Annotated in this window: 24 protein-coding genes; 11 read left to right on the top strand and 13 right to left on the bottom strand. The window is 35.9% G+C overall.

Annotated elements, in window-relative coordinates:
- Positions 1-180: 180 nt before the first annotated feature.
- Positions 181-1,308, bottom strand: coding sequence for a cation:proton antiporter (locus tag QRY57_RS05940; RefSeq protein ID WP_243765247.1), 1,128 nt, complete (start codon positions 1,306-1,308; stop codon positions 181-183).
- A gap of 241 nt (positions 1,309-1,549) precedes the next feature.
- On the opposite strand from QRY57_RS05940, the gene bcaP reads away from it, so the two are divergent.
- Positions 1,550-2,953, top strand: a complete 1,404-nt coding sequence (bcaP, locus tag QRY57_RS05935; protein ID WP_208018022.1) for a branched-chain amino acid transporter BcaP — start codon at positions 1,550-1,552, stop codon at positions 2,951-2,953.
- Between the two features lie 142 nt (positions 2,954-3,095).
- Here the strand turns inward: bcaP and QRY57_RS05930 are convergent, their stop codons facing one another.
- The 4 genes from QRY57_RS05930 to QRY57_RS05915 all read right to left on the bottom strand — a co-directional run bounded on the left by QRY57_RS05930 (position 3,096) and on the right by QRY57_RS05915 (position 5,322).
- On the bottom strand, positions 3,096-3,299 hold the full coding sequence (locus tag QRY57_RS05930; protein ID WP_026590760.1) for a hypothetical protein: 204 nt from the start codon (positions 3,297-3,299) through the stop codon (positions 3,096-3,098).
- A gap of 322 nt (positions 3,300-3,621) precedes the next feature.
- Positions 3,622-4,227: a DedA family protein gene (locus tag QRY57_RS05925; RefSeq protein ID WP_286016892.1), complete on the bottom strand. Its 606-nt coding sequence runs from the start codon at positions 4,225-4,227 to the stop codon at positions 3,622-3,624.
- A gap of 10 nt (positions 4,228-4,237) precedes the next feature.
- The gene (locus QRY57_RS05920; protein ID WP_026590762.1) at positions 4,238-4,519 is read right to left on the bottom strand and encodes a YkvA family protein; all 282 of its coding nucleotides are present in this window, start codon (positions 4,517-4,519) and stop codon (positions 4,238-4,240) included.
- 245 nt (positions 4,520-4,764) lie between these two features.
- Positions 4,765-5,322 carry a spore coat protein gene (locus tag QRY57_RS05915; protein ID WP_208018024.1) on the bottom strand — a complete coding sequence of 186 codons (558 nt, stop codon included), beginning with the start codon at positions 5,320-5,322 and terminating at the stop codon, positions 4,765-4,767.
- A 236-nt stretch (positions 5,323-5,558) separates the two neighbouring features.
- Between QRY57_RS05915 and QRY57_RS05910 the strand changes: the two genes are divergently transcribed.
- Entirely contained in the window at positions 5,559-7,091 is a 1,533-nt protein-coding gene (locus QRY57_RS05910; protein WP_286016891.1) for an IS200/IS605 family accessory protein TnpB-related protein, read from the top strand.
- Positions 7,092-7,369: 278 nt separating this feature from the next.
- Here QRY57_RS05910 and QRY57_RS05905 read toward each other — a convergent pair whose 3' ends face one another.
- Together QRY57_RS05905 and QRY57_RS05900 are read right to left on the bottom strand one after the other, a co-directional pair.
- Positions 7,370-8,149 carry a DUF2935 domain-containing protein gene (locus tag QRY57_RS05905; protein WP_208018025.1) on the bottom strand — a complete coding sequence of 260 codons (780 nt, stop codon included), beginning with the start codon at positions 8,147-8,149 and terminating at the stop codon, positions 7,370-7,372.
- A 15-nt stretch (positions 8,150-8,164) separates the two neighbouring features.
- Entirely contained in the window at positions 8,165-8,536 is a 372-nt protein-coding gene (locus tag QRY57_RS05900; RefSeq protein ID WP_286016890.1) for a VOC family protein, read from the bottom strand.
- A gap of 111 nt (positions 8,537-8,647) precedes the next feature.
- Between QRY57_RS05900 and QRY57_RS05895 the strand changes: the two genes are divergently transcribed.
- The 3 genes from QRY57_RS05895 to cotJC all read left to right on the top strand — a co-directional run bounded on the left by QRY57_RS05895 (position 8,648) and on the right by cotJC (position 9,832).
- On the top strand, positions 8,648-8,863 hold the full coding sequence (locus QRY57_RS05895; RefSeq protein ID WP_026590766.1) for a spore coat associated protein CotJA: 216 nt from the start codon (positions 8,648-8,650) through the stop codon (positions 8,861-8,863).
- Between the two features lie 8 nt (positions 8,864-8,871).
- Positions 8,872-9,135, top strand: a complete 264-nt coding sequence (locus QRY57_RS05890) for a spore coat protein CotJB (RefSeq protein WP_286016889.1) — start codon at positions 8,872-8,874, stop codon at positions 9,133-9,135.
- Between the two features lie 127 nt (positions 9,136-9,262).
- The gene (gene cotJC, locus QRY57_RS05885) at positions 9,263-9,832 is read left to right on the top strand and encodes a spore coat protein CotJC (RefSeq protein WP_026590768.1); all 570 of its coding nucleotides are present in this window, start codon (positions 9,263-9,265) and stop codon (positions 9,830-9,832) included.
- Positions 9,833-9,874: 42 nt separating this feature from the next.
- Here cotJC and QRY57_RS05880 read toward each other — a convergent pair whose 3' ends face one another.
- Positions 9,875-10,546: a DUF421 domain-containing protein gene (locus tag QRY57_RS05880; protein ID WP_026590769.1), complete on the bottom strand. Its 672-nt coding sequence runs from the start codon at positions 10,544-10,546 to the stop codon at positions 9,875-9,877.
- Between the two features lie 568 nt (positions 10,547-11,114).
- Between QRY57_RS05880 and brnQ2 the strand changes: the two genes are divergently transcribed.
- Positions 11,115-12,434, top strand: coding sequence for a branched-chain amino acid transport system II carrier protein BrnQ2 (brnQ2, locus tag QRY57_RS05875; RefSeq protein WP_286016888.1), 1,320 nt, complete (start codon positions 11,115-11,117; stop codon positions 12,432-12,434).
- 42 nt (positions 12,435-12,476) lie between these two features.
- Here brnQ2 and QRY57_RS05870 read toward each other — a convergent pair whose 3' ends face one another.
- The 3 genes from QRY57_RS05870 to QRY57_RS05860 all read right to left on the bottom strand — a co-directional run bounded on the left by QRY57_RS05870 (position 12,477) and on the right by QRY57_RS05860 (position 15,186).
- Positions 12,477-13,481 (bottom strand): ABC transporter permease, encoded by a 1,005-nt coding sequence (locus tag QRY57_RS05870; protein WP_286016887.1) that lies wholly within the window; start codon positions 13,479-13,481, stop codon positions 12,477-12,479.
- 3 nt (positions 13,482-13,484) lie between these two features.
- Positions 13,485-14,345 carry an ABC transporter permease subunit gene (locus QRY57_RS05865; RefSeq protein ID WP_286016886.1) on the bottom strand — a complete coding sequence of 287 codons (861 nt, stop codon included), beginning with the start codon at positions 14,343-14,345 and terminating at the stop codon, positions 13,485-13,487.
- A 106-nt stretch (positions 14,346-14,451) separates the two neighbouring features.
- Positions 14,452-15,186, bottom strand: a complete 735-nt coding sequence (locus tag QRY57_RS05860; protein ID WP_286016885.1) for a YwaF family protein — start codon at positions 15,184-15,186, stop codon at positions 14,452-14,454.
- Between the two features lie 234 nt (positions 15,187-15,420).
- Between QRY57_RS05860 and QRY57_RS05855 the strand changes: the two genes are divergently transcribed.
- The 3 genes from QRY57_RS05855 to QRY57_RS05845 are packed head-to-tail and all read left to right on the top strand — an operon-like array spanning position 15,421 to position 18,385.
- Entirely contained in the window at positions 15,421-16,524 is a 1,104-nt protein-coding gene (locus tag QRY57_RS05855; protein ID WP_286016884.1) for an efflux RND transporter periplasmic adaptor subunit, read from the top strand.
- The gene (locus QRY57_RS05850) at positions 16,521-17,195 is read left to right on the top strand and encodes an ABC transporter ATP-binding protein (protein ID WP_026592782.1); all 675 of its coding nucleotides are present in this window, start codon (positions 16,521-16,523) and stop codon (positions 17,193-17,195) included. Before QRY57_RS05855 ends, QRY57_RS05850 begins: the two co-directional genes overlap by 4 nt.
- A gap of 26 nt (positions 17,196-17,221) precedes the next feature.
- Positions 17,222-18,385 (top strand): ABC transporter permease, encoded by a 1,164-nt coding sequence (locus tag QRY57_RS05845; RefSeq protein ID WP_432804077.1) that lies wholly within the window; start codon positions 17,222-17,224, stop codon positions 18,383-18,385.
- Between the two features lie 67 nt (positions 18,386-18,452).
- On the opposite strand, the gene QRY57_RS05840 is transcribed toward QRY57_RS05845, so the two are convergent.
- The gene (locus QRY57_RS05840) at positions 18,453-19,541 is read right to left on the bottom strand and encodes a DUF871 domain-containing protein (RefSeq protein WP_286016882.1); all 1,089 of its coding nucleotides are present in this window, start codon (positions 19,539-19,541) and stop codon (positions 18,453-18,455) included.
- Between the two features lie 325 nt (positions 19,542-19,866).
- On the opposite strand from QRY57_RS05840, the gene QRY57_RS05835 reads away from it, so the two are divergent.
- Entirely contained in the window at positions 19,867-21,069 is a 1,203-nt protein-coding gene (locus QRY57_RS05835; protein WP_286016881.1) for an MFS transporter, read from the top strand.
- Positions 21,070-21,090: 21 nt separating this feature from the next.
- Here QRY57_RS05835 and QRY57_RS05830 read toward each other — a convergent pair whose 3' ends face one another.
- A complete protein-coding gene (locus QRY57_RS05830; RefSeq protein WP_286016880.1) occupies positions 21,091-22,008 on the bottom strand; it encodes an Ig-like domain-containing protein in 918 nt (305 codons plus the stop codon).
- 534 nt (positions 22,009-22,542) lie between these two features.
- Between QRY57_RS05830 and QRY57_RS05825 the strand changes: the two genes are divergently transcribed.
- Positions 22,543-24,198: a Na/Pi cotransporter family protein gene (locus QRY57_RS05825; protein WP_286016879.1), complete on the top strand. Its 1,656-nt coding sequence runs from the start codon at positions 22,543-22,545 to the stop codon at positions 24,196-24,198.
- Positions 24,199-24,226 lie beyond the last annotated feature (28 nt).

The following is a 24,226-nucleotide window of genomic DNA, read 5'->3' as shown; positions in this document are numbered from 1 at the left end:
GAAACAATTTCTGCATTTCTATTATATACCAGCAACCTTTTTTAGCTGGCGAAAATTGATTCCTATGATTTTCTATTTTAGATAGTAACGTTGACAATTTCACTATTCAACCTCCATTTTTAGCGGTTGCTTTTATTTTAATGAAAAAGAACTTATCAACAACCGATAAGTTCCTTTCGCTTATACAAAATACTTCTTCAATAATGGCGGCGTAATAATCGTTGTAAGTATAACAACAATGACAATTGCCGTGAAACTTTCTTTCGCCAATAAATTCGCTGTTAATCCATTAGCTGCGATAATCAGCGCCACTTCTCCGCGTGATACCATCCCAGCTCCAATGCTAATCGAGGATTTCAAATTAAATCCTGTTAACCTTGCGCCTAATCCAGATCCCACTAATTTCGTAAGAATTGCAATAATTGTCATGATAGTGATAAACCAAATTTGGTTTCCAATCCCTTGAAATGTTATTTCCATACCAATGCTAACAAAAAAGATCGGAACAAAAATCGCATACGCAATCGGCTCTATTTTATGTTCTACTTCATGTTTATATGTTGTTTGGGAAATCGCAATCCCCGCAGCAAATGCACCGATGATACCAGCAATCCCCATTTTTTCACTATAGTACGCAAATGAAAAACAAATAATAAGTGCTGCACTTATTAATGCCTCCGATACTCGAAGTGGAACCAGCATCCTCATAATCCACGGAACAACTTTCCAGCCAATAAAAACAATACTCACGAAAAAGATAATTTTCTTAGCGATGACAAGTGTAATATTCACATCTTGCGCGCCTAAAAAACTCATCACAAAGGCTAATAAAATGACAACGATAACGTCATCAAACACCGCAGCTCCTAAGATTGTTATACTTTCTCTTGTATTCATTTTTCCTAAGTCACGTAATGTCTGAACAGAAATACTCACCGATGTTGCACAGAGCAATAATCCTAGAAAAATGGCATGTGATTGTAACATCCCAAAGGCGAGTCCTGCCAAATATCCACCGAGAAAAGGAAAAATGATACCTCCCATCGCTACCGCGAATGAAGATTTCAAATTACGATTTAATTCTTCTAAATCCGTTTCGAGTCCTGCCATAAACATAAGTAACAAAACACCAATCTCACTCAGTTCATCAATAAGTTCAGAGCTATTAATAATTCCAAAGACAGCAGGTCCAATAATAATTCCCACAATTAATTTCCCTAACACCGATGGCTGGCCAAGCCGGGCGCTAATATCGCCAGCTAATTTCGTACAAAGTAAAATAACGACAAGTTCAAAATAAAATAACATAGTATCTTCTCCTACTAAAAAATGCTTATATTCTTGAAGATAGTTTTCCCTTCCAATCAAAATTTTATTTTTCATATTTTTATTTGACAAAATATTCTGAATTATAATAAAATGACTACAGCAATTCTAGAGTTTTTATAATCCATACACAACTGTACCTCTATTCACTTACATACTCTTTTACAATGGGCTCGTATTATATTCGCAGTTGTGAAAATCAAGGAATGAGAGGGGAGTCCAAGTGAAATCACTATTACGAAAAAAGGCACTTACTACTGAATCACCAAAACAATTACAAAGAACATTAACCGCATTAGATTTAACCTTCTTAGGTATTGGTGCTGTAATTGGGACAGGTATTTTCGTTTTAACAGGAATCGTTGCGGCCAAGCACTCTGGTCCTGGTATCATGTTATCTTTTCTTATTGCCGCATTTACCTGTGCATGCGTAGCTTTCTGTTACGCAGAATTTGCTTCTTCTATTCCTATGTCAGGAAGCGTTTACACATACGCATATATGACAGTTGGAGAAATTGTTGCTTTTATCGTCGGTTGGTGTTTAATGCTTGAATACTTACTAGCAGTTGCAGCAGTAGCCGTAGGATGGTCAGGGTATTTACAATCGTTACTTTCCGGATTTAATATTCATCTACCTGCCATTATCGCCTCGGCCCCCGGGACGGGAAAAGGCGGAATAATCGACTTACCAGCCGTATGTATTTTACTTTTGATTACACTCCTTCTTAGCTTCGGTGTACGCGAAAGTGCTCGCATTAATAATATTATGGTATTAGTTAAATTGGCAGTTATCATCGCGTTTATCGTAGCAGGTGCAAAGTACGTCAAACCTGAAAATTGGACACCATTTTTACCATTTGGATATGATGGAATTATTACAGGTGCAGCAACCGTATTTTTTGCTTTTCTAGGATTTGATGCCATTGCAACTGCTGCTGAAGAAACGAAAAAACCACAGCGAGATTTACCCATTGGAATTATCGGTTCCCTTCTAATTTGTACGGCACTATATATGATTGTATCCTTTGTTTTAACTGGAATGGTTCCTTATACACAGCTAGATGTTTCAGATCCAGTTGCTTTCGCTCTTCATTTTGTTGGTGAAGATACGATTGCTGGGTTATTAGCTGTCGGTGCAATGACAGGAATGACAACTGTTCTTTTAGTCGTTATGTACGGACAAGTTCGTGTTTCTTATGCAATGAGCCGTGACGGGCTACTCCCAAAAGCATTATCTCGTGTGAATCAACGAGTGAAGATCCCTTTATTAAATACATGGATTACTGGAATTGTAGCTGCTTTATTAGCGGGTCTATTAGATCTACATCTACTTGCAAATTTAGTTAACATTGGCACATTAACTGCCTTTATATTTGTTAGTTGTGCTGTACTCATTTTGCGGAAAACACATCCAAATTTAAAGCGAGGATTCCGAACTCCATTCGTACCGATATTACCAATCGTTGCAATTTGCTGTTGTCTCTATTTAATGATTAACCTTTCCGCAACAACGTGGAAAAGTTTTGCTGTTTGGCTTGTTATTGGGCTATGTGTATATTTCTTCTATTCTAGACGCAATAGCCATTTACTGACTAAAGAAAATAATAGTGAACAAAAAGAAGCATGAAAAAACAGCTCGCCATATTAGAGGCGAGCTGTTTTACATTCGAGGTTTTTCCAGTAACGTTTGTAGAATGAAAAATATGCTGATGCAAGCTGTAAACCAATTGATACACAAGCTTCTATGTTCGCATACTCATTCCCCTTTACTATTTTGCTTCTTTCTTTTTCTTTCTCCATACATTTAAACTATCAAAGAAAAAGTTAATAAACAACGTTCCTAGGCCTGCTAATAAAAAAGTCATTAAAAATAGAATCCAGATGCTTTTGTCTTTCAAAAAATAATATCCAACAAGGAGCACAACTGCAGTCCATACATACTCAAGAATTCTTTTTAGCTTTTTCTGTTCCAAAATATTCGCTCCCTTAATGTTTTATCTACTTTTATTCTAACACGAATTCATATATCAGCGGAATCACTCTATATATCGGCGATTCGGCACAACTCATCAATTTTTCCACAATAGACAATATGAACTCTTACTATGAAAAAAAAGCTTGTCCAAGAATTCTTATAGCAATCACGACGATTAATTGTTGCCTCTTTTTCATTTGTTGTCCCATTTACACATATATGAAACTAAATAGTAGATATGGTGTTGATTAGCCCTGCATGGAATACAAAAGGATTTAGATCTATAATCTAGAACAGGCATTAAATCGTCTCATCATCTTTTACATAGATTCCGCTTTATTTCTCTTTTTCACAAACTTGAAAATGAATATTCCTATTACAATGAGACAAACAACTCCTAGTATCGGTAACGTATATTGTTCGACCATTGCACCTGCGTTTTTCCAGTGAGGTCCTAATTTCAATCCTACATATATATAAATTGTCGTGAGCGGTAACATCGCCACAAATGTATATATGCTAAATTGCCAAATGTTCATTTTCGCCATCCCACATGGAACTGAAATAAGCGTACGAACTCCTGGAATAAAGCGCCCAAGAAACGCCACAGCTGGTCCATATTTTTCAAAGAAATGATCTGCTTTTTGAATCTGTTCTTCCTTAATAAAAAAGTATTTCCCATATTTCAGTAATAACGGTCGACCACCATAATAACCGAGTGCATATAGTGTTAGAGGCCCCGTCGTTCCTCCGACCGTTCCAGCTAATACCGCAATCCAAAAGTTCATATCTCCTTCATATACCCAATACCCCACAAGCGGCAGCACAATTTCTGCTGGAATAAACTCAAATGTTAATGCTAGAATGACACCAAAATAAGAAAACTGCTTTAAATAGTCAATTACATCTAAAATAAACTGCTCCATTTATTAACTCCTATCCTTTATTTAAATTATATTTTTCTTGTAAGTGCTTCGGCGCCATTTTCACAATTCGCTGCAAAATAAATAAGACAACAGCAATATCATCTAATACACCAAAGAATAGTAAAAAATCAGGGATAAGATCAAATGGAAACATGACATACCCGATTAATAAAGCAATGGATAGGATTTTCTTCTGCACTGCGACTTCTTTTGATGTAAAAAAGTCATATAGAAATGGACCAAACTGGCGAAGATGAAGCATAAATCGAAATCGGTTTATAAACTTTTTCACTTTTCACCTCTCCTTTTCTGCATACAAAAAGGACCTTTACCAAATATAGTAAAGGTCCTAAAAAAGACAATAAGGGGCCTTTACCATTGCCGGTAAAGGTCTCACTAACAACAAAGATGTTGCCAATAAAGCCGAGGGTTTCTCCCTGTAATGACGACTTTATTGTGATAAGTTACTCCCCTTTATATACGCAATCTTATAAAATTACCTTAAAATATTTGCTAGAACTTGTCAATCTTTTTCAGTTACCCTTCATGAAGTGGCTGATACATACTTGCTATGGCTTGCATTTCAGAACTTGGTGCTGGCGATAGTTGATAATATCCTTTTTTCACCATATACTGCCAAATATCATAAGCATGATGACTACTGTTTAAGAAGGTATTTTCTAAAAGCGTTCTTAGCTCTGGATTCGCACACTCTAATAAAGAACCTGCACAATTAAACGCAGACGACTTTTGATTTAGTAAATATCCAAGTGCGATTGACCGATCATTAGGAGGCTGCGCAGCCACGCTTGGTGTAACGGGGGAATACTGTTGTGAAGGTGACTCTGTATAAGAAGCTAATACTGGTTTTAATTTAGACGGCTGAAACTTTGATATATTGGGAGGTGACTCACTTTGTATAAATTCCACCTTCAAATTATAATCTTGCACATGAAGAGGAAGATGCTTCTGTAACATTTGTTTCAACTCCGTATCCTGTGCTTGCTGTATATATGTAGACATCGTATTAATTGTGTTATAGTCTCCTGCTATCAGTTCACTTAAGTCCCGTAATTCATGCGTTGCTAATTGCATTCCTATTCCTCCCTTCTATAAATTCCTTTCTAGCATCTCCTAAAAAAACAAAAATACCATATAAAAATCCAAATCTCTGCGAATTTTTATCATATTTAGCGAGAAGACCCCTACCTCAAGCGCTTAACGGTAGGTGGGGGATGAATCGCTTTTTTTGTTTTTTTTCCATACATATAGGAACATGAGTTCTCATTCGGTATACTTTGTGTATACAAAACAAGAAAGGAGTGTGTCCCGTGAAAAAAGCATATTTTTCAATTCGTATCTATAAGAATACCCTGAATCCGAAATATGTTGAAGCGATTGGACATGCCCTTTTCGTATTTAACCGTGCGAAACATTTCGCTTTTCAAACGCAAGTGTTAGAAAAACGTTCTAGCACTTGCAGACGTTCTAACAGTATGCAAATGACTGTAAAATCACGATTTGGTTTGAATGATTATTATGCAAATAGTGCCGTGCAGGAAGCCAATGCACTGTTTTCTTCTCAGACAGAATTGAAGAAATTGTATATCGAAAATAAAAATGAACAAATGAAAGCTGTAAAGAAGAAGATGAAGAAAACCAAATCAGATTTGACAGTGCTGCATAAAATAAAAACATCGTTTATCAAAGGGAAGCCAACGTTCAATAAAACGTCCAAAGAACAACAAAGGGGACGATATTTTGTTGTGCAATTTAAAGGGAGAACGGATATTTACTATCATGCCTATCAATTTGAGCATGAATATTTAGATGTGCGTATTCAAACACTTCGTTCTCGTTTAGGTAACCTTGCATTTCGGTTGGATAGACTCCAAAAACTACTTCATCGTTTAAAAAACAACGTTTCTTCTGTTGTATTTGGGAGCAGAAAACTCTTCAAAGCACAACATACTGTAGATACTTATGTTCAAAATCATCCACTTTGGGTGCAGGATTTTGAAAAGGCTCGTTACAATCAACTGTTGATTTCAGGTCGAAAGGACGCGAAAGCAGGAAACTTTGTATTTACATACAATACAGAATCACAATCCTTATACTTTATAACACCAAACGGCGTTGCGGTTGAAATTCCGAACCTTACATTTCCGTATGGACAAGAACAAGTGAATACAGCCGTTCAAAACCAATGGAACTGCAATGATAAAAAGAATGCAGGAAAGCCAATCAGTTGGGCAATTGAAGATCACGGAGATTATTACATTTTTAAATGCTTAATAAATATTGAAGAGAACCAAAATAAAAACTTCAGCAAATCCGGTGGTGTCATTGGAGTAGACTGCAATTTTGCCCACTTCGCTTGGTCAAACATCAGTAAACAAGGACAACTCATACAAACGGGGGTATTATCCTTTGATATGTTAGGGAAAACATCAGAACAAATTACGAAAATGATGGAAGCAGAAGTCATTGCACTCATTGATATGGCTGTAAAAGCAAACAAACCGATTGTTGTAGAAAAATTAAACACAACAAAAGCAAAAGTTAAGAACCCTTATGGCAACAAAAAGGCAAATATGATGATGAGCATGTTTGCTTACAAAAAGATGATTTCAGCTATTAAAAGCCGTGCTGAGAAGATGGGTGTAGCAGTATTTGAGGTAAATCCAGCGTACACTTCTCAAATTGGTAAAATCAAATATATGAAACGTTTTGGTATCAGTATTCACCAAACAGCTTCTTACGTCATTGCTAGAAGAGCAATGGGGTTGAAAGAAAAACTTCCACCAATTTTGTATTCCCTATTACCGGAGAAGATGGTAGGTCTGCATCATTGGGCGCAATAGAAGTGGTTGTCTGGCATCCTGTCTGATTTGCGTGTTCACACATTCTATCAGATGGAGCTTTCGAACCAAAACAAGATTCGTTCTGCGAATGAACTTTTTCCTCCAGGGGCTCTTACCGACTTGGAAGTAAAAGGTTTGTCTAAGTTCGAAAGCAGAAACCACATACCTTGTTGAATGGGTATGGTCTACTAAGCATTTTGTCTTAGTTGTTCCTTTTTGGAATCCCCTTCCTCAAAAATTCGTTAGGATTTTAGATGGGGGTAGTTCAATGGTATGAATTAAAGTGGATTACACTTTGGCGTCTCTAAGCCAGAAGCTTGTGCCAGTTTCAATAAATAATAACATTCTTCCCTTGCCATATGGTCTGCCATTCTTGCAGAGATGATGCTTAATACTTGATTAGATATTCCCAATTCCTCTAGCTCGTGAAGAAAATGAGAAAATAATTTCAATTCCAATGCAACATCTTTGGTAAATTTCTTTAGGGCTGGAAAAGAGTGTAGTTCTGTCCGTAAGTAACCCGTCATTTCCACAGCTTTCAAGTAAAATTGTTCAAAGTGCTTTTCATATTTCTCGCACTTCTCTTTCAGTCGTTTTTCGACAAGATCTAGCCCACCTGAAATGGAACCTGCATGCCCAGCTGCATCCGTTAGCCAAACGAGATGATAATGTAACTCATGAAAAATAGGTGGCACTTCTCCTTTCATTAAATACTCTAACACAGTTATATACTCTTCCACTTCGTTCACCATATGGTTAAGAAAAGTTGGTGTAAAGTGAATTTTGATTTTTCCTTCTAGCTGCTTTTGTATAATACTCAGCTTAAATTTCCTAATTCCCTCTGCGGCTTCATGTGCATCTTTCGCAAATGCAATTAAATTTACTGTATGGATATCGCTGAGAAACCTATCAAATATTTGGACAAAATACATCGCTTTTTGAATATCTTCTTTTTCATTTGGAGCTAAAGCATCCAAAAGAAACTGGGCGTGATCTCCAAGAACCTTTAGCCAAAATTTATGTTCAAACAATGCATTTTCTTCATACGTGCTATTCATCCCGTTAACTCCTCCTTACTCTCTCGGCTCAATTAAAATTCTATACCCATCAGGATCATGCACAACAATCCCCCTTCTCTCCGTGTTACATCCCTTTAATTCTTCAAATGACACACAATAGAATTCTAGTTTTTTCCGCACCTTTTCTATATCGTCAAATGGCAAATTAACATTTATATAAGAAGATAGTGCCCTGCCGACATCCTGATCTTTGTCCCGATTTAAAACGAAGCAAATTCTCGTTGCATCAACATCATACCAAACACCAGGCACATGTAACTGCGGACGGTGTCTACTCGGTTTAAACCCTAAAACCCCTTCATAAAAGTATAAGGTTTCCTTTAAATTCCTCACTTCTAATACAATGTTATTTGTAATCGTCTCCACATATACCTCCCCCTTGTCCCTACTAGTTTTTCTATATGAGTCATAAATGACAATTATGTCTGAATACAATACATAGTGATGAATGTTTTACTTGTAAAGGAGGCTTATGTTATGGACAAATTTATGAAATCTTTCACACCTTACCATGGTCCAAACGATCCTTGTCCGCCGATTGGAAAGAAATTTTATTCAACTCCTCCTCATTTATATATGGGATTCCAGCCACCAAACTTACCTCAATTCCCGCCTAACGAAGCGTTAAGAAAGGGCACTTTGTGGCCTGCTTTCTATGATTTTTATGAGAACCCTTATAAGAAAGGAAGGTGAGAGAATCCGTGGCTCAAACATTGCCAGATGAATATTATAAATGGATAGAAGAACTGCAAGAATTCGATTTTGTATTAGTAGAACTCACGCTTTATTTAGATACTCATCCAGATGATGTTACAGCTATCAATCAATTTAATGATTTTTCCTATAAAAGAAGGTTGCAAAAGCAAAAGATTGAGGAAAAGTATGGTCCACTTCAACAATTTGGTAATAGTTATTCTAAAGCCCCGTGGGAATGGAGCAAGGGTCCATGGCCATGGCAAATATGAAGTGAAAATCGAATCAGTGGGGGCTTTCCCCCCACTCATAATCAATCTTCATCTAACTTTTTTCTTTTGCTAAATTTTAAGATTGGAGTATTACTCTCCATAAATAGCGGGATAAAGGAGATAAAATATGTGGATATATGAAAAAAAATTGCAGTACCCTGTGAAAGTAAGTACTTGTAATCCAGCACTTGCTAAATTATTAGTTGAACAGTATGGAGGCGCAGATGGCGAATTAGCAGCTGCTCTCCGTTATTTAAACCAGCGCTATACCATTCCTGATAAAGTAGTCGGTTTACTAACAGATATCGGCACAGAAGAATTTGCTCATCTTGAAATGATTGCAACAATGATTTATAAATTAACAAAAGACGCGACCCCAGAACAGATGAAAGCCGCTGGGCTAGATGCTCAGTACGCCAATCATGATAGTGCACTATTTTATCACAATGCAGGCGGCGTTCCATTTACAGCCACATACATACAAGCAAAAGGGGATCCAATTGCAGATTTATATGAAGATATTGCTGCAGAAGAAAAAGCAAGAGCAACATATCAATGGCTCATCAATTTATCAGATGATCCCGACATAAATGATAGTCTTCGCTTTTTACGTGAGCGCGAAATCGTTCATTCCCAACGTTTCCGCGAAGCTGTTGAAATTTTGAAAGAAGAACGCGATAAGAAAATATATTTTTAACTATTTTGTGCACATACCAAAACAGTATGTGCACATTCCCTACTAATATTTTTGAATATAAAGACTCCCTCCTTTACTCCATTCCGCATAACATACTTCTTTCAAATCTGTTTTCTGCTTCTTTAGCTCTTTTTGCAGCCATACTTCATGTAACCCAAACTTTTTTAAATTGTATGTAATAAGCTCCCCGTCGCTAATAAGAAGGATCGGCAATACATTTTCCTTCCCTTTTATTTTCAAATCTTTTCTTGTTGGCATATCTACATCATATTTTTTCATCACACTTATCGATCCATCATTCTCTAAAACTGCAAACGCTACATCTTGCAAAGAAAATATATCCTTTGCACGAAGCAAATGCTGAAGTTGATCAACATCTAAACGATTTTTCTTCATTTCGGTCCAATCTAACTTTCCATTTGCAATTAAAATAGATGGTTTTCCCTCAAGGAATAAACGAGCTTTTCTCCATTTTTGCGTAATAATTTCTGTAGTTAATATGAAAGCTCCCCACACAATAACGGAAAAGATAATCCTTCCTATATGGGCATCTTTATTATAAATAGCATCCCCTAAAAAATTCCCTAAAACGAGTGCTGAAATAAAATCAAATGGTGTAATTTGACTTATTTGCGTTTTCCCAAGGATTTTAACGACAAAAAATAACACAACATACCCAAATAGCAGTTCAATAAAAATTTCTACATAATCCATACTCTGTCACCTTTCTTTATTCCACACATTTTTATCGCGCTATTCGCAGACAGTGACACCTTCACATCATCATTTAGAAAAAGAAACTAGACAAAATGCCCTCACTAATTAAAGTTTTACTTTCTTATTCCAAAACCGCTTTACACATAGTATGCCACCTTAAATGAGAAAAATATAAAGCGAAACTTGAATTAATCAGCACCCATCGGAATTTCACAAAAAATCATCTCCCACCTACCTTCTTAAAGAAAAGTGGAAGTGGCTCGTCCAGAATGTGAGGGGAATGGAGCTTCTAACGTAGAGGTGTTTTTTACCTCGCAGGAAGAAGCGAAGCCACCGAACATTCTAGCCACTGGAACTGGACAATGTTCTCTATGAATCTTGAAATAGGAAGATTACTGCTCTCACATAGCAGGATAAACGTATAATTATCCCACTTAACGCATTATTTTTAATTTTTTTAAAATCCCCTGTTGCTTTCTAGTCATCAGACGATTAAAATTAAAACAGTTACTCGACAAATTATTTGAATTTTCGACAAAAAGATTCTTAGGAGGATTTTCTATACATGCGTACAACTTTAAAACCATCGCAAATTCTCTCCATTAGCTTATTGCTATTTGCAGTTTTTTTCGGCGCTGGTAATATGATTTTCCCACCACTTCTTGGGCTTTCTTCAGGAGAAAACATGTGGGTTTCTATTTCAGGATTTGTCATTACAGATGTTGGTTTATCGTTATTAGCAATCGTTGCTGTTGCCCTTGCAGGCGGTAGCTTTAACAACTTAGCGAGCCGTGTTCATCCAAAATTCGCAGCAGTACTAGCTATTATTATCTACCTTTCAATCGGCCCACTATTTGTTATTCCACGAACTGGATCTGTTTCTTATGAGATTGGAATCGCACCACTTTTCCAGGACCAATGGTATTCCATGTTACTGTTTAGCCTTATTTTCTTTACGGTTGTTTACTTCTTATCATTAAACCCATCCAAATTAGTTGATCATATTGGAAAAATATTAACACCAATCTTACTTGGAATTATTGCAGTTATGGCAACAAAAGCAATTCTGTCTCCAGCGGGAACACCTATCCCCCCTGTCGGCGACTATAAAGAAATTCCATTTTTCAAAGGGTTTTTAGAAGGATTCTTAACATTAGATGCGATTGGCGCTCTCGTTTTATCGACAATTGTCGTAAATGCGATTCGTCAAAATGGTGTTGAGGAAAAAAAATCTATTGCAAAATACACAATTCTTTGCGGGAGTATTGCTGCTTTCTTCTTAACAATCGTTTATTTCTTACTTGGATATATCGGAGCATCAAATGGAAATTTAGAACAATTTGAAAATGGTGGACAGCTATTAGCAACTATTATGTACCAATTATTTGGGACAAGCGGTAATATTCTGCTAAGCATCGCCATTATATTTGCTTGCTTAACGACAGCTATTGGTGTAGTTAGTGCATTTGCCAATTATTTCACAAATGTATTAACCAATGTTTCTTATAAAAAGCTTGTCTTATATGTTTGTATTTTTAGCTTTATCGTTTCAAACCTAGGACTCAGCTTATTAATCAAAATTACGTTACCTGTGTTAATCATTCTTTATCCAATTACAATCATCTTAATTTTTGTATCATTTATTGATAAATATACGAAACGTAAACCATCTGTATACATCGGTGCAATGATTGCTGCATTCATCATTAGCTGTATTCACGCGCTTGATAATGTGGGAATGATGCCACATGCGATTACATCTATTGCAAGTACAATTCCTTTTTACAAATTAGGGATTGGTTGGATCGTCCCAGCAATTATTGGAGGTATTGTAGGATACTTTATTCCGCAAACACAAACAGAAGGTAAAGTTTCTACGAAATAAAGAAAGAAGCAAGCATTCTAACAAGTGCTTGCTTCTTTTCTTTTACATCGTATGTTTAAATGTAAATAACTCTTCTTTAGGAAGTGAAACCTGCTGCACCTCTTTTACTCCTTCTTGTTTTTTCCTTTCACCTACTCTTACTTTCGCGATTGCATCCTCTATACTTCGTGCAATCATATTCCCTGAAAAAATAGTAAGTCCAAAGAAAGTAATCGGTACGAGTGGAATCCACGGATGCACTGTTAGGGATCTAAAATAGACACCTATTAAACCTGACCATTCATGTGTATAAGAATCTAGTTCTTTATCCATTCCACCAAACTGTACCGTCCCTCCAAAAAATACTTCAAGTAATCCTAAATGAAGAAAAAGAATCAGTGTTTGAATAAACTGCTGCATAAACACAAGTACAAACGTCATATATAAGTGCGGAAACACATGTTTCACAACAATATGCCGCTTACTTCCTCCTAGTATACGAGCAGCATCTATAAACTCTTCCTTTTGTAATTTCCGCACTTCATTCGCAATATAGAGAGAAATTGTAGGAATTGCAAGCACAATAAACAGTATGACTTGAAATGATGCTCTCTCAAAAAAACTTGATGTTTCTGCTCCATTTGCAAAGCTAGTCGCAAACCGAAGTAAAAAATATGCAATCATGACCGTTGGAATTACTGTAAAACTATCAAAAAAAGCTTCAATTTTTGAAAAGCCTCTTTTTATATAAGTTCCTAATATTATGCCAAAAAACACACCTATTATCATACGCATGATAGCAATAAAAGCAGATATACCAATCGTCCATTTTGCACCCTCAATAACTAAATTTAAAAGATCATAACCTTTTCGATCTGTTCCAAGTAAAAACTGCAATGAAGGCGAAAATGGTGGCACTTCTGGATTTCCTTGTGCATCATACTGCAAAGATACTCGCCGAATCTGTCCATCATTCCATATCGTATTTCCAATGCTTACGAGAACTAATACAATGAGAAATAAACTACTGATCCAAAACCTTCTATCACGCTTTATATATTTCCACATCTCTTACGCCCTCTCTTTCATCGCATCCGGAACGAAGTAATGAAACGACTTAAATAAAATAAAAATTGGGATGTAAATAAGTAAAACACCGATTGTAAACATCTCAATCGCTGGATAGTCTTTAATGAATATAAAAATACCGTGCGTATTAAAAAGCCATTCGATAATATATAAATTCGATAACATGAACCAAATATTCGTTTTCGCAAAAAACAGTGTACTAAGCAATACATTTCGTACAACATGATGATTTAAAATATAAAAACGTTCCAATCCTTTTGCCTTCGCAAATAAAACATAGTCTTTTTCTAATTCTGTTTCAAAGCGAAGCAATAATAACTTTATAAACATAATCGTAGTTGGGATACTTAAACAAATAATCGGTAAGCCCCGAATTGATTCTCCTCCTAGCGCGGCAATTTTCACCGGTAAAAAACCTGTCTTTTGAAAAAACCATACGACAATAATTTGTGATCCAATAATAAGAAGAATGTCTGGAATAGACTCAAGAAAAAGAAGAAATGATTTGATACGATTTTGTATGTGCGGACGACTTCTAATTATGATATAAACAATACAAAAAGCCATACATAGAGAAATAAAAAATGAAGCTAAAAAAATAACCATCGTTTCTTTATAATGGACGAATAGTTGCGGAAATAACGGTTTATTCATCCCATATGTTAAGTTTGGAAGATCTATCAGTTTCATAGCTAACATCTTTACGGCCTGTACATACTGTGAAAAGTTAATATGCAATCCTTCAAATAATTTTGGAAGAGCACCTAAACAAATGATTCCTATAATGGAAAGGATCAATTGCACTGTAATCTCTACCCCATTTGAAACAACCTTTCTTACCATTTTCCCCCTTCTCTCTATACAAATTTCCATTCTATTTATATTCTGTTCTATTTTATAAATAATTTTCAGAATTGTAAATATTTTCTACACAAAAAGAATCACTAGATTAAGATTCTAGTGATTCTTTTTGTATCCGTTTTTCATTGCTAGCAAATGGCATATACAAAAGTAAACAGCCTATAAACGCAACAATTTCTAATGAAATAATATAGTATGGATGCGGTCCTAACATATCAAGTAATGAAGCTGTTTCAGGTTTATGTGCTAAAAACATATAATTGCCACCGGTTTCATAATTCACAAACGAAACGATTGGAATTAATAGATTTAAAAAAATCATCGTACGCTTGATTGAGTGAAAAGTCGGCCTATATCCTTCTACCCATGTCATAAAGAGCGGTGCCCATATTAATAATACATGTGCAATGAAAAATTCTATGAAGCGAAAATGCGGGAAAGCATACTGTAAGTTTGGCGTTAAGATTGCTTGTGATGCACCAATGATCCCCGTAAAAAAGACGATTTCGTATATTTTATAACTTTTTGTAATAACCATCATTGTTGCTAATAGTAAGCTAATCGTGCATAGTTCAAATGGTAATGATGTACTCGACTGAAAAATCCCAGCCTTCACTTGCCATACATCAAGCCCGATTTCACTTCCAATGAATAAAAAAGCTATCGCATAGCGAACCATCTTATTCCATTTCTCTTGACGAAGTAAATCTTGAAAATGATATAGAAAATACACTCCTATACCGATAAGAAGAAGTATCATAACATGTTGTTTTGAGTATGGAACAAACGGTTCTAATGGAACTGCTCGAAAATAAGTTTCCATTTTTCTCCCTCCTTTCCTTCATACAATATTATTGTAAGAAAGAAAAGGCTCGTCAATGAATTTGCTTACTTACAAAACAAACCTTGCTTATCCCATACAATCTCAGCCTAATTTTTATTAATCTGTAAACCTTACAAAACTGTAATGTTATTGTAAGCTAAAAAGATTTGTCATATTTCTTTTCTCTTCTATACTAAAAGTAGATACCAAAACGAGCGAAAAGGTGATAAATAAATGAAAAAGAAAAATAAAGTAATCATTACTGGTTTAATAACAATTGGAATTGCAGCAGGTTCATATTTTGCTTTTGCTGGTGGTGGTTCTGACGTAGCTATGGCATACAGCAGTTATAAAGTAACAGAAAAGCAGATTGAAAATGCACAAAAATTTGGCGGAGAAGTCATTCCGAATGGAATAGAAACAATCGCATTTGATCCATCAAAAGGTACGTATGAGCTATCTGTTAAAAAGGGCGATGAAGTAAAAAAAGGGCAGCTACTCTTTAAATATAATGATCCTGCTATGAAATTAGGTGTAACAGAAGCAGAAATGCAAAAAAAAATGGCTAATAAAGAAGTGGAATTACTAAACAAACAACTAAATGCAGCAAAACAAAAGCTGCAAAAAGATAAAAATGCCGGTTCACCAGGGGAATTGTTAAAAGCAACTGAAACTGAAATCGGGCAACTTGAATCTCAGCTTGAAATGAAAAAATTTGAAGTTGAAAAAGCAACGCAAATGATTCAAGCAAACAATGAAAAACTAAATACTCTTTCTGTAACAAGTCCTGCCGATGGCGTAATTGAAGATATTACAAAAAATGCAGATGAAAAAACTGGTATGAGCGGCATTACCCTTCGCACTGCTGGTCCTCTAAAAGTAAAAGGTCAGCTATCAGAATACGAATTAGCTCACGTTAAAGTTGGGCAAGAAGTAACCGTTACATCAAAAACTGTCCCCGGAAAAACATGGACTGGTAAAGTCACTGAAATCGGTACAACACCAGTAAAGAGCATGGATGAAAACAAGACAGTATCTAACTATCAATTTATTGTTACATTAGATAATAATGAAGAATTGCAAACTGGATTCCACGTATACGTAACAAGTAAATCAGGTGAAGCAACTGGTACAGTTGTTCCAAAAAGCAGCATTGTGAAAAAAGGCGATAAAAATGTAGTATTCATCGTGAAAGATGGAAAAGCAAAAGAACAAGCAGTAACTGTTGAATTCGAAACAGATAGCGAAGCAAAAGTGTCCGGCGTGAAAACAGGTGACCAAATCATCTCTAAACCTGAAAAAGACTTAAAGGATGGTATGGAGGTTAATGCCCAATGATTGATTTAAGAGGCATCACGAAATCCTTTCAAAACGGTGAAGAAACAGTTGAAATTCTGCATGGTATTGATGTAACGCTAAACCAAGGAGAATTCACTTCTATCATGGGGCCATCTGGGTCTGGTAAATCAACATTAATGAATATTATTGGGTGCTTAGATAAGCCGACAAACGGAACTTATTCATTAGCTGGACAAAACATTTCAAACATGTCTGAAACGGAGCTAGCCCATATTCGGAATAAGGAAATCGGATTTGTATTCCAAAACTTTATGCTGCTTCCTCGTCTCAATGCACTGCAAAATGTAGAGTTACCACTTATCTACGCTGGAGTAGACAAAAAGGAACGCCGCGAGCGTGCGTTAGCTGCACTAACAAAAGTAGGTCTAGCAGATCGTGCAACCCATTTACCAAATGAACTATCTGGTGGGCAAAAGCAGCGTGTTGCCGTTGCTCGCGCAATTGTAAATAATCCAAAATTCATTTTAGCCGACGAACCAACTGGTGCACTTGATACAAAGACAAGTAAACAAATTATGGACCTCTTTTACGAATTAAACAAACAAGGCTCAACAATCATTATGATTACCCATGATCGAGAAATTGGGGAAGCGGCAGCACGCCAAATTGTAATTCGTGACGGAAATATCGTCCAAGATTGGAGAGGTTAATTTTGAACACAAGTGAAAATATACGCATGGCCCTTTCCTCTATCTTCGCTCATAAAATGCGTTCTATTTTAACGATGCTTGGGATTATTATCGGGGTTAGTGCGATTATTACAATCATCTCTATTGGAGACGGAACAAACGCAAAGTTCCGTGAACAAATCGGGAAAGAAAAGACGGATCAATTTTCAGTAAACTATAAAACGGAAGATTATGCTGATATGGATGGAAAAATATCAGCAAGCATGTATGACAATGTCTCAAAAATTCCTGGTGTTCAAGATGTATACCCTGACGTTAGAGGAAAAGAAAAAGTGTATGCCGGAAAAAAAGAATTAGATATTGATATAATTGGTGCGAAAGGTGATTATTTTGAAGATGCTTCTAGGTTCGTACTTGAACATGGCAGATTGTTCACTGCCGCTGATCTAGATAAGCCTCAGCATACAATCGTATTACACAAAGATGCATTTGATAAACTATTCTCATCCTGGGAACCAAACTTATATATTGATATAAAGGGGACTCCCTATAAAGTAATTGGTGTATATTCTACGAAATCAACAGCAATGATGGGTGGCATGGAATTTAAAGAAGGTGCTATCTCGGCAGAAAATTGGCCTGTATTATTCGGCAAAAACAACTATGATGGTATTACAGTCAAACTTGCTCCAGGGCAAGATAAGAAAACTGTGCAAACTGCAGTTGTAAAATCGTTAAATGATGCGAAAAAACCAGAGGATGCAGGGAAGTTTGAAGTACCAGATCCAAAAGAAATGTTAAAAGAAATCGATAGCTTCACAGGTATATTAAAAAGTGTATTCGGTGGTATTGCAGCAATTTCACTTTTAGTTGGCGGTATTGGTGTTATGAATATCATGCTCGTTTCTGTAACAGAACGTACGCGTGAAATTGGTATCCGTAAAGCACTTGGTGCAACGCGCGGCAAAGTATTGATGCAATTCCTAATTGAATCTTGTATTTTAACAGCATTAGGCGGATTCATTGGATTTATGCTCGGTATTCTCTTCGCTTGGATTGTCGCAATTTTCGCGGGATGGCCACTTGTTGTTTCCATAAAATTAGGTTTAATTTCAGTAGCATTATCTATGTTAATTGGTATTCTATTCGGGTTACTGCCAGCTAACAAAGCTGCGAAACTTGATCCGATTGAATGTTTACGATATGAATAAACGAAAAAGGTTGCCTTATGATAGGAGGGCAACCTTTTTTAATTCAAAAAATTCATATTGATAGGGATTATTTTTTTAACACAAATCCAAACTTATCCCAAGCCTGTAAATAATCCAATAAGAAGATTTCCTCCTCTACTACACTGCCAACTACATTTGTCTTCCCTGTGTTTACCATATCTTTTAAAGCAATCTGTAATTCTCCTTTATATTGACCATATTGTTCGTTATCGATAAGAATGTCACCACGTTTAATCGCTCTTGTGTTATGCGGTTTAAACTCTTCTTTTTTATATTTCACACGGCTTTGTGTTGAACGAATCATATATTCAGACACATCCCCGCGGTAAAAATGTGGTTCTTCTAATATGATCTTTCTTTCTAATTCTGTTGTTGTTTCATAGATCTCTATATCAAACGTTTGCTTTTCTTTATTTACTTCTCCGAGCGCTTTTAATTCTTCTTCTGATGCATATGCATTCGCAATGATTACATCATCAATTAATTCTGTTGCAAATAAATGTTTCGCCTGCGTTGTCATCGGCAATTCACGATGTTGTTCAAGTGTACATAAGCCTTCTGTTACCGGCCATGGACCATATGTCGCATCAAATGATGTAATAAAAGCAGCAGTTCTCATGCCGTAATCTTTAAATTGTTTTGAGCATTTTATAAAGTGATCATAAGAAATGCCCGAATAACGATGCGGATAAAAATTATGACAACCAATTAAATTTTCACGGTTCGGACGATGGCTCATAATATTATCAACATATTTCGTACCGTTACTCATATTAATCTCAATTTTCAATCCATACGGGTTATATGTCATAATAGATTCTTCTAATCCTGAGAAACCAACATCTAGACGAATACCATATGCACCTAATTTACTGAAGAATGAAAGATCGTTGTAAGAAATATCAAGCTGTTCAAAAACGGCCGGACTAATATCAACAAGTACCTGGAAACCTAATTCATTCGCATGCGAAATCGTTTCTTTAAACTCTTTAACAATTTTCTCTTTTTCCCCATCTACTGATAATAAACATGTAAACACACGTGTAAAACCATATCGATGCGCTAATGTTAAATATTCCTTATCTTTCTCTACTGTAGAATGTTCTGGATAAATAGAAATACCTAATCGTCTCATGCATATACGCCTCTTTCTTCTTCATCATTTTGTAAACCCTTTCAAATATGAATAGTAAAATAGTAGAAACTCCCATCTACTTCAACCTCACTATTTATTTGAATCCGATTTCTTTTTAGAAAAAACATCTCTATCAATCATAACAACTAGCAGACTATACATCTATACTTTACCTTTTTTGCAGCAATTTGTGTAGTGATTACACAAATTTGTAAATTTTTTGGTCTCAAAATTGTTGTTTCATTTCGATTCACCTTTCTTGACTGTTCGATTGGCCACTACATATACTCAAAAGAAGAGAGAAAAATATTTAGGGGATGAATATATGGGAGAAGCAACACTCGTAAAACGAGAACCATTATGGACAAAAGAATTTATCGCGCTCATCTTAGCAAACTTATGTATGTTTTTAGGTTTTCAAATGTTAATTCCAACATTACCTGTTTATGTGAAAGAAATTGGTGGTACAAGTTCAAACATCGGATTTGTTGTTGGAATGTTTACTGTGGCAGCTTTAATTATTCGGCCGCTCACTGGAAATGCACTACAAAAATTCAGTAAAAAACTTATTTTAATGACTGGTACTGCAATTTGTCTACTAGCGATGGGCAGCTACCTATTTGCCTCCACTGTCTTCCTTCTTCTTGCTGTTCGCATTTTACACGGAGCTGGTTTTGGTATTACAACAACCACATATGGGACTGTAGTCTCTTACTTAATTCCTGCAGCACGCCGTGGCGAGGGTATGGGATATTTCGGCCTCTCTGGAACGATCGCGATGGCACTTGGTCCTCTTATCGGACTCTGGCTCATGCAAACTTATAGCTTTACGATTCTTTTTTTATGTGCGCTATCTTGCACAATAATTTCATTAATATTAACAAAGTTACTCAAAATTCAAGCAACCGAAAAACCAATTCCAGAAACACACGAAACGTTTTTAGATGGATTTATCGAAAAGAAAGCTTTACTTCCTTCATTATTAATACTATGTATTACATTAATGTACGGAGGAATTGGGAGCTTTATCACATTATTCGCAGCGCAAGTCGGTATCGCTGATATTAGCCTTTTCTTCTTATTTAACGCTCTTGCCATCGCAGTAACACGTCCCTTCTCCGGAAGGTTGTACGATATAAAGGGCCATACATTTGTGATTATTCCTGGTGTTATCTTAACATTTGCAGGTATTATCCTATTATCATATACAACAACAATACCAAGTTTAATTATTGCAGCAAGCTGTTACGGAAGTGGATTCGGCGCCATACAGCCCGCCTTACAAGCATGGATGATTGACCGTGTAGCTCCGCATCGCCGCGGCGTTGCTACTGCAACATTCTTTTCTGCATTTGACCTTGGCATTGGAGCAGGTGCTATTATCTTCGGATTCATCGCACACTTTACAGACTATGCAACTGTATATCGTTATTCCTCTGTGTTACTTATCGCGTTTCTGTTTATTTACATTACAAATGTACGAAAGCAAAAACAGATGGATAAAAAAAATGAAAAGGCTGCTGGATAACCCGGCGGCCTTTTCTAACTCTTATTTATCACGATGATACTTTAAATTTGTTGTTACATTGTCTCCAAAATAAGTCTCAGACCCATTTTCTCCAGGAGCCAATATTTTCGTCGTTAACAGTACTTTATTTCCAGCTAATTGAATCGTTCCCTCTTGCAATACATTACTTCTTAGATTTGTAAATGTAAATGTTCCAACGCCATTATTATCAAAGGTAACAATAGCTCCTCCCTTTGCCCCATCCGGTCTCGCATTTGCACAATCTCTCGACTTTTGACCATGCATTTGTGCACCTAAATGAACTTTCGCTACATTTTTTTCACTAAACTGGAGTATAACAAAAATCCCATTTCCACAATAATCATCTGAATCTGTCCATTTCCCATTGTATGATGTAAAGTCTTTTACTTGTACTACTTCTTTTTGGACATTTCCCTGCGGTTCAGATTCATTTTTCTTTTCAGTTTGCTCAGTTGTATTTTGTTTTTGACTCTCTTTCACGTTAAAAACTACTTTGAGTGGCTTTCCTATTTCTGAACCATCTGCTTTTCTCACTTTACTTGTTACAAATACCGTATATGTACCTTGTTTTTTCTCTTTATCCTTAGATTCAATAATAAGCTTTGTTCCATCTATTTTTAGCTTACTATCTACCTTCGCATTTTCTTCATCCATTACATAAACAGATTCAGGTGTCACCGTACCTGGATCAATTTTATGTTTCAAATCGATTTCCATTGGATCATTAGCAGTGATAGATGCCTGCACCGGAACTTCTTCAAATTGATCTTCCTTTGTAACCTTCTTTTCCTTCTCTTCCTTTTCTTTCTTTTCCTTCTCTACTTTCGTATCAACTTGTTGCTTTTCAGAATTACAGCCTGATAAAATAGTTCCACATAAGATAAACACTATCATTAAAACCGTAGATCCATATTTCATTACTTTTTCCCCCTACTTAATTCTAAGCTAGATTGCACAATCTTTATTTAACTATCTATTATTCTACTCCCTTTATTACTCTCACATTATACCAATTTTACAACAATATAGAAATATCCATATTTATATGTTGTTTTATCACACCGACTGCTTGTAATTCACAATAGCAGTTATGGAACTCGTAATTGTAAATGGAAATTCTTTTCTCAGGAACAATACCTACTTCTTACAAATAGTGAAATAAGTTTACTGATACATATTCATGCTATTACTTTGCAAGACATAATTTATGTTTCATATTTCTCTAGCATTAACCCAAAACATATACAAAGGGCCTTTACATCCAACGGTATTTCTTTACAAAAAAATCCTAAATACCACATTAAAACCAATTAAATCCAGGAGTTTCTTTAAATAAATGTAAACTTTTAACCCCTTTGTAAATTTAGTGTTAATTTTATCAGTAAATCGTTTACAGTACCTCGAATTTTAGTTGATAATTACACCGTACATGAAATTTAAGGAGTGAAATGTGTGGAATTTAATGTTCAAGACATGATCTTCCAGTTTATTGGTGGATTAGGTATTTTCTTATTCGGGATTAAGTACATGGGGGACGGACTGCAACAAGCAGCTGGTGATCGCCTCCGCGACATACTTGATCGCTTTACAACTAACCCACTTATGGGCGTACTAGCAGGTATGTTAGTTACCGTACTCATTCAATCTAGTTCAGGAACAACTGCTTTAACAGTTGGACTTGTAAGTGCTGGATTTATGACGCTAAGACAAGCAATTGGTGTTATTATGGGTGCAAATATTGGTACGACCGTTACAGCATTTATTATCGGAATTAAAATCGGAGAATATGCTCTTCCAATTATGGCAGTTGGAGCAATCTTACTATTCTTCTTTAAAAATAAAAAAGTCCAATCTCTCGGACAAGTCGTTTTCGGATTCGGTATGTTATTCTTCGGTTTGGAATTAATGAGCACAGGTATGAAACCTCTTCGTTCTTTAGAATCTTTCCAAGAATTAACTGTTAGTATGAGTAATAGTCCAGTCCTAGGGGTTATCGTAGGTACAGTCTTTACATTAATTGTACAAAGCTCAAGCGCAACAATTGGGATCTTACAAGAATTATTTGGCCAAGGTGCAATCGATTTAAAAGCTGCTCTACCTGTACTATTTGGTGATAATATCGGAACAACAATTACAGCTGTATTAGCAGCGATTGGTACTTCTATTGCAGCAAGACGCGCAGCACTAGTACACGTTATCTTTAACATAGTTGGTACCATCATCTTTACAATTTTATTAGTACCATTTACAAATTTGATTCAATATTTCCAAACATCGTTAAACTTAAATCCAGAAATGACAATTGCTTTTGCTCATGGAACATTTAACATAACGAATGCGATTATTCAATTCCCATTCATTGCAGCGTTAGCATGGATTGTAACAAAGATTATTCGCGGAGAAGATGCTGCAATTGACTTTAAACCACAGCACTTAAATCCAATCTTTATTGAACAATCTCCTGCCATTGCCTTAACAGAGGCGCAAAAAGAAATTATTCGTATGGCAGAGTTCTCATTACACGGACTAAAAGAAGCAACTCAATTTTTAAATACAAAAGAAAAGAAACATGCTAATACGGCAGCTCAATTAGAAGGTGCTATTAACAACTTAGATAGAAGAATTACCGATTATTTAGTATTACTTTCTGAAAAACCACTTTCACCAATGGATTCCGAAAAACATTCAGCCTTAGCATCTGTTGTCGGAGATATTGAGCGTATTGGGGACCATGTAGAAAACGTTGTGGAGCTTGTAGACTCTCAAATTTCTAATCGCATAACACTATCAGATGAAGCAATGGCAGAACTAAATGAAATGCTTGAACTTACAACTTCAACATTGCAAGATGCAATTGGCGCTTTAACAAACTTTGACACTGCACTCGCACAAACAGTCATTACAAAAGAACGTAAAATTGATCAAATGGAACGTGTGTTGCGTAAACGCCACGTACTACGCTTAAATGAACGTAGTTGCTCTGGTGATGCGAGTATCATCTTTGTTGATATGGTAAGTAATTTAGAGCGTATCGGTGATCACGCTGTCAATATTGCAGATGGAGTTTTAGGAGAACAAGGAAAATTCACATTAAAACAAACACTATAGTACAAAAAAAGACGTCCTGGATAAGGCC

Origin of the sequence: Bacillus arachidis (assembly GCF_030285945.1) — a bacterium.
GTDB lineage: Bacteria > Bacillota > Bacilli > Bacillales > Bacillaceae_G > Bacillus_A > Bacillus_A arachidis.
This window is presented reverse-complemented; position numbering and strand designations above follow the sequence as displayed.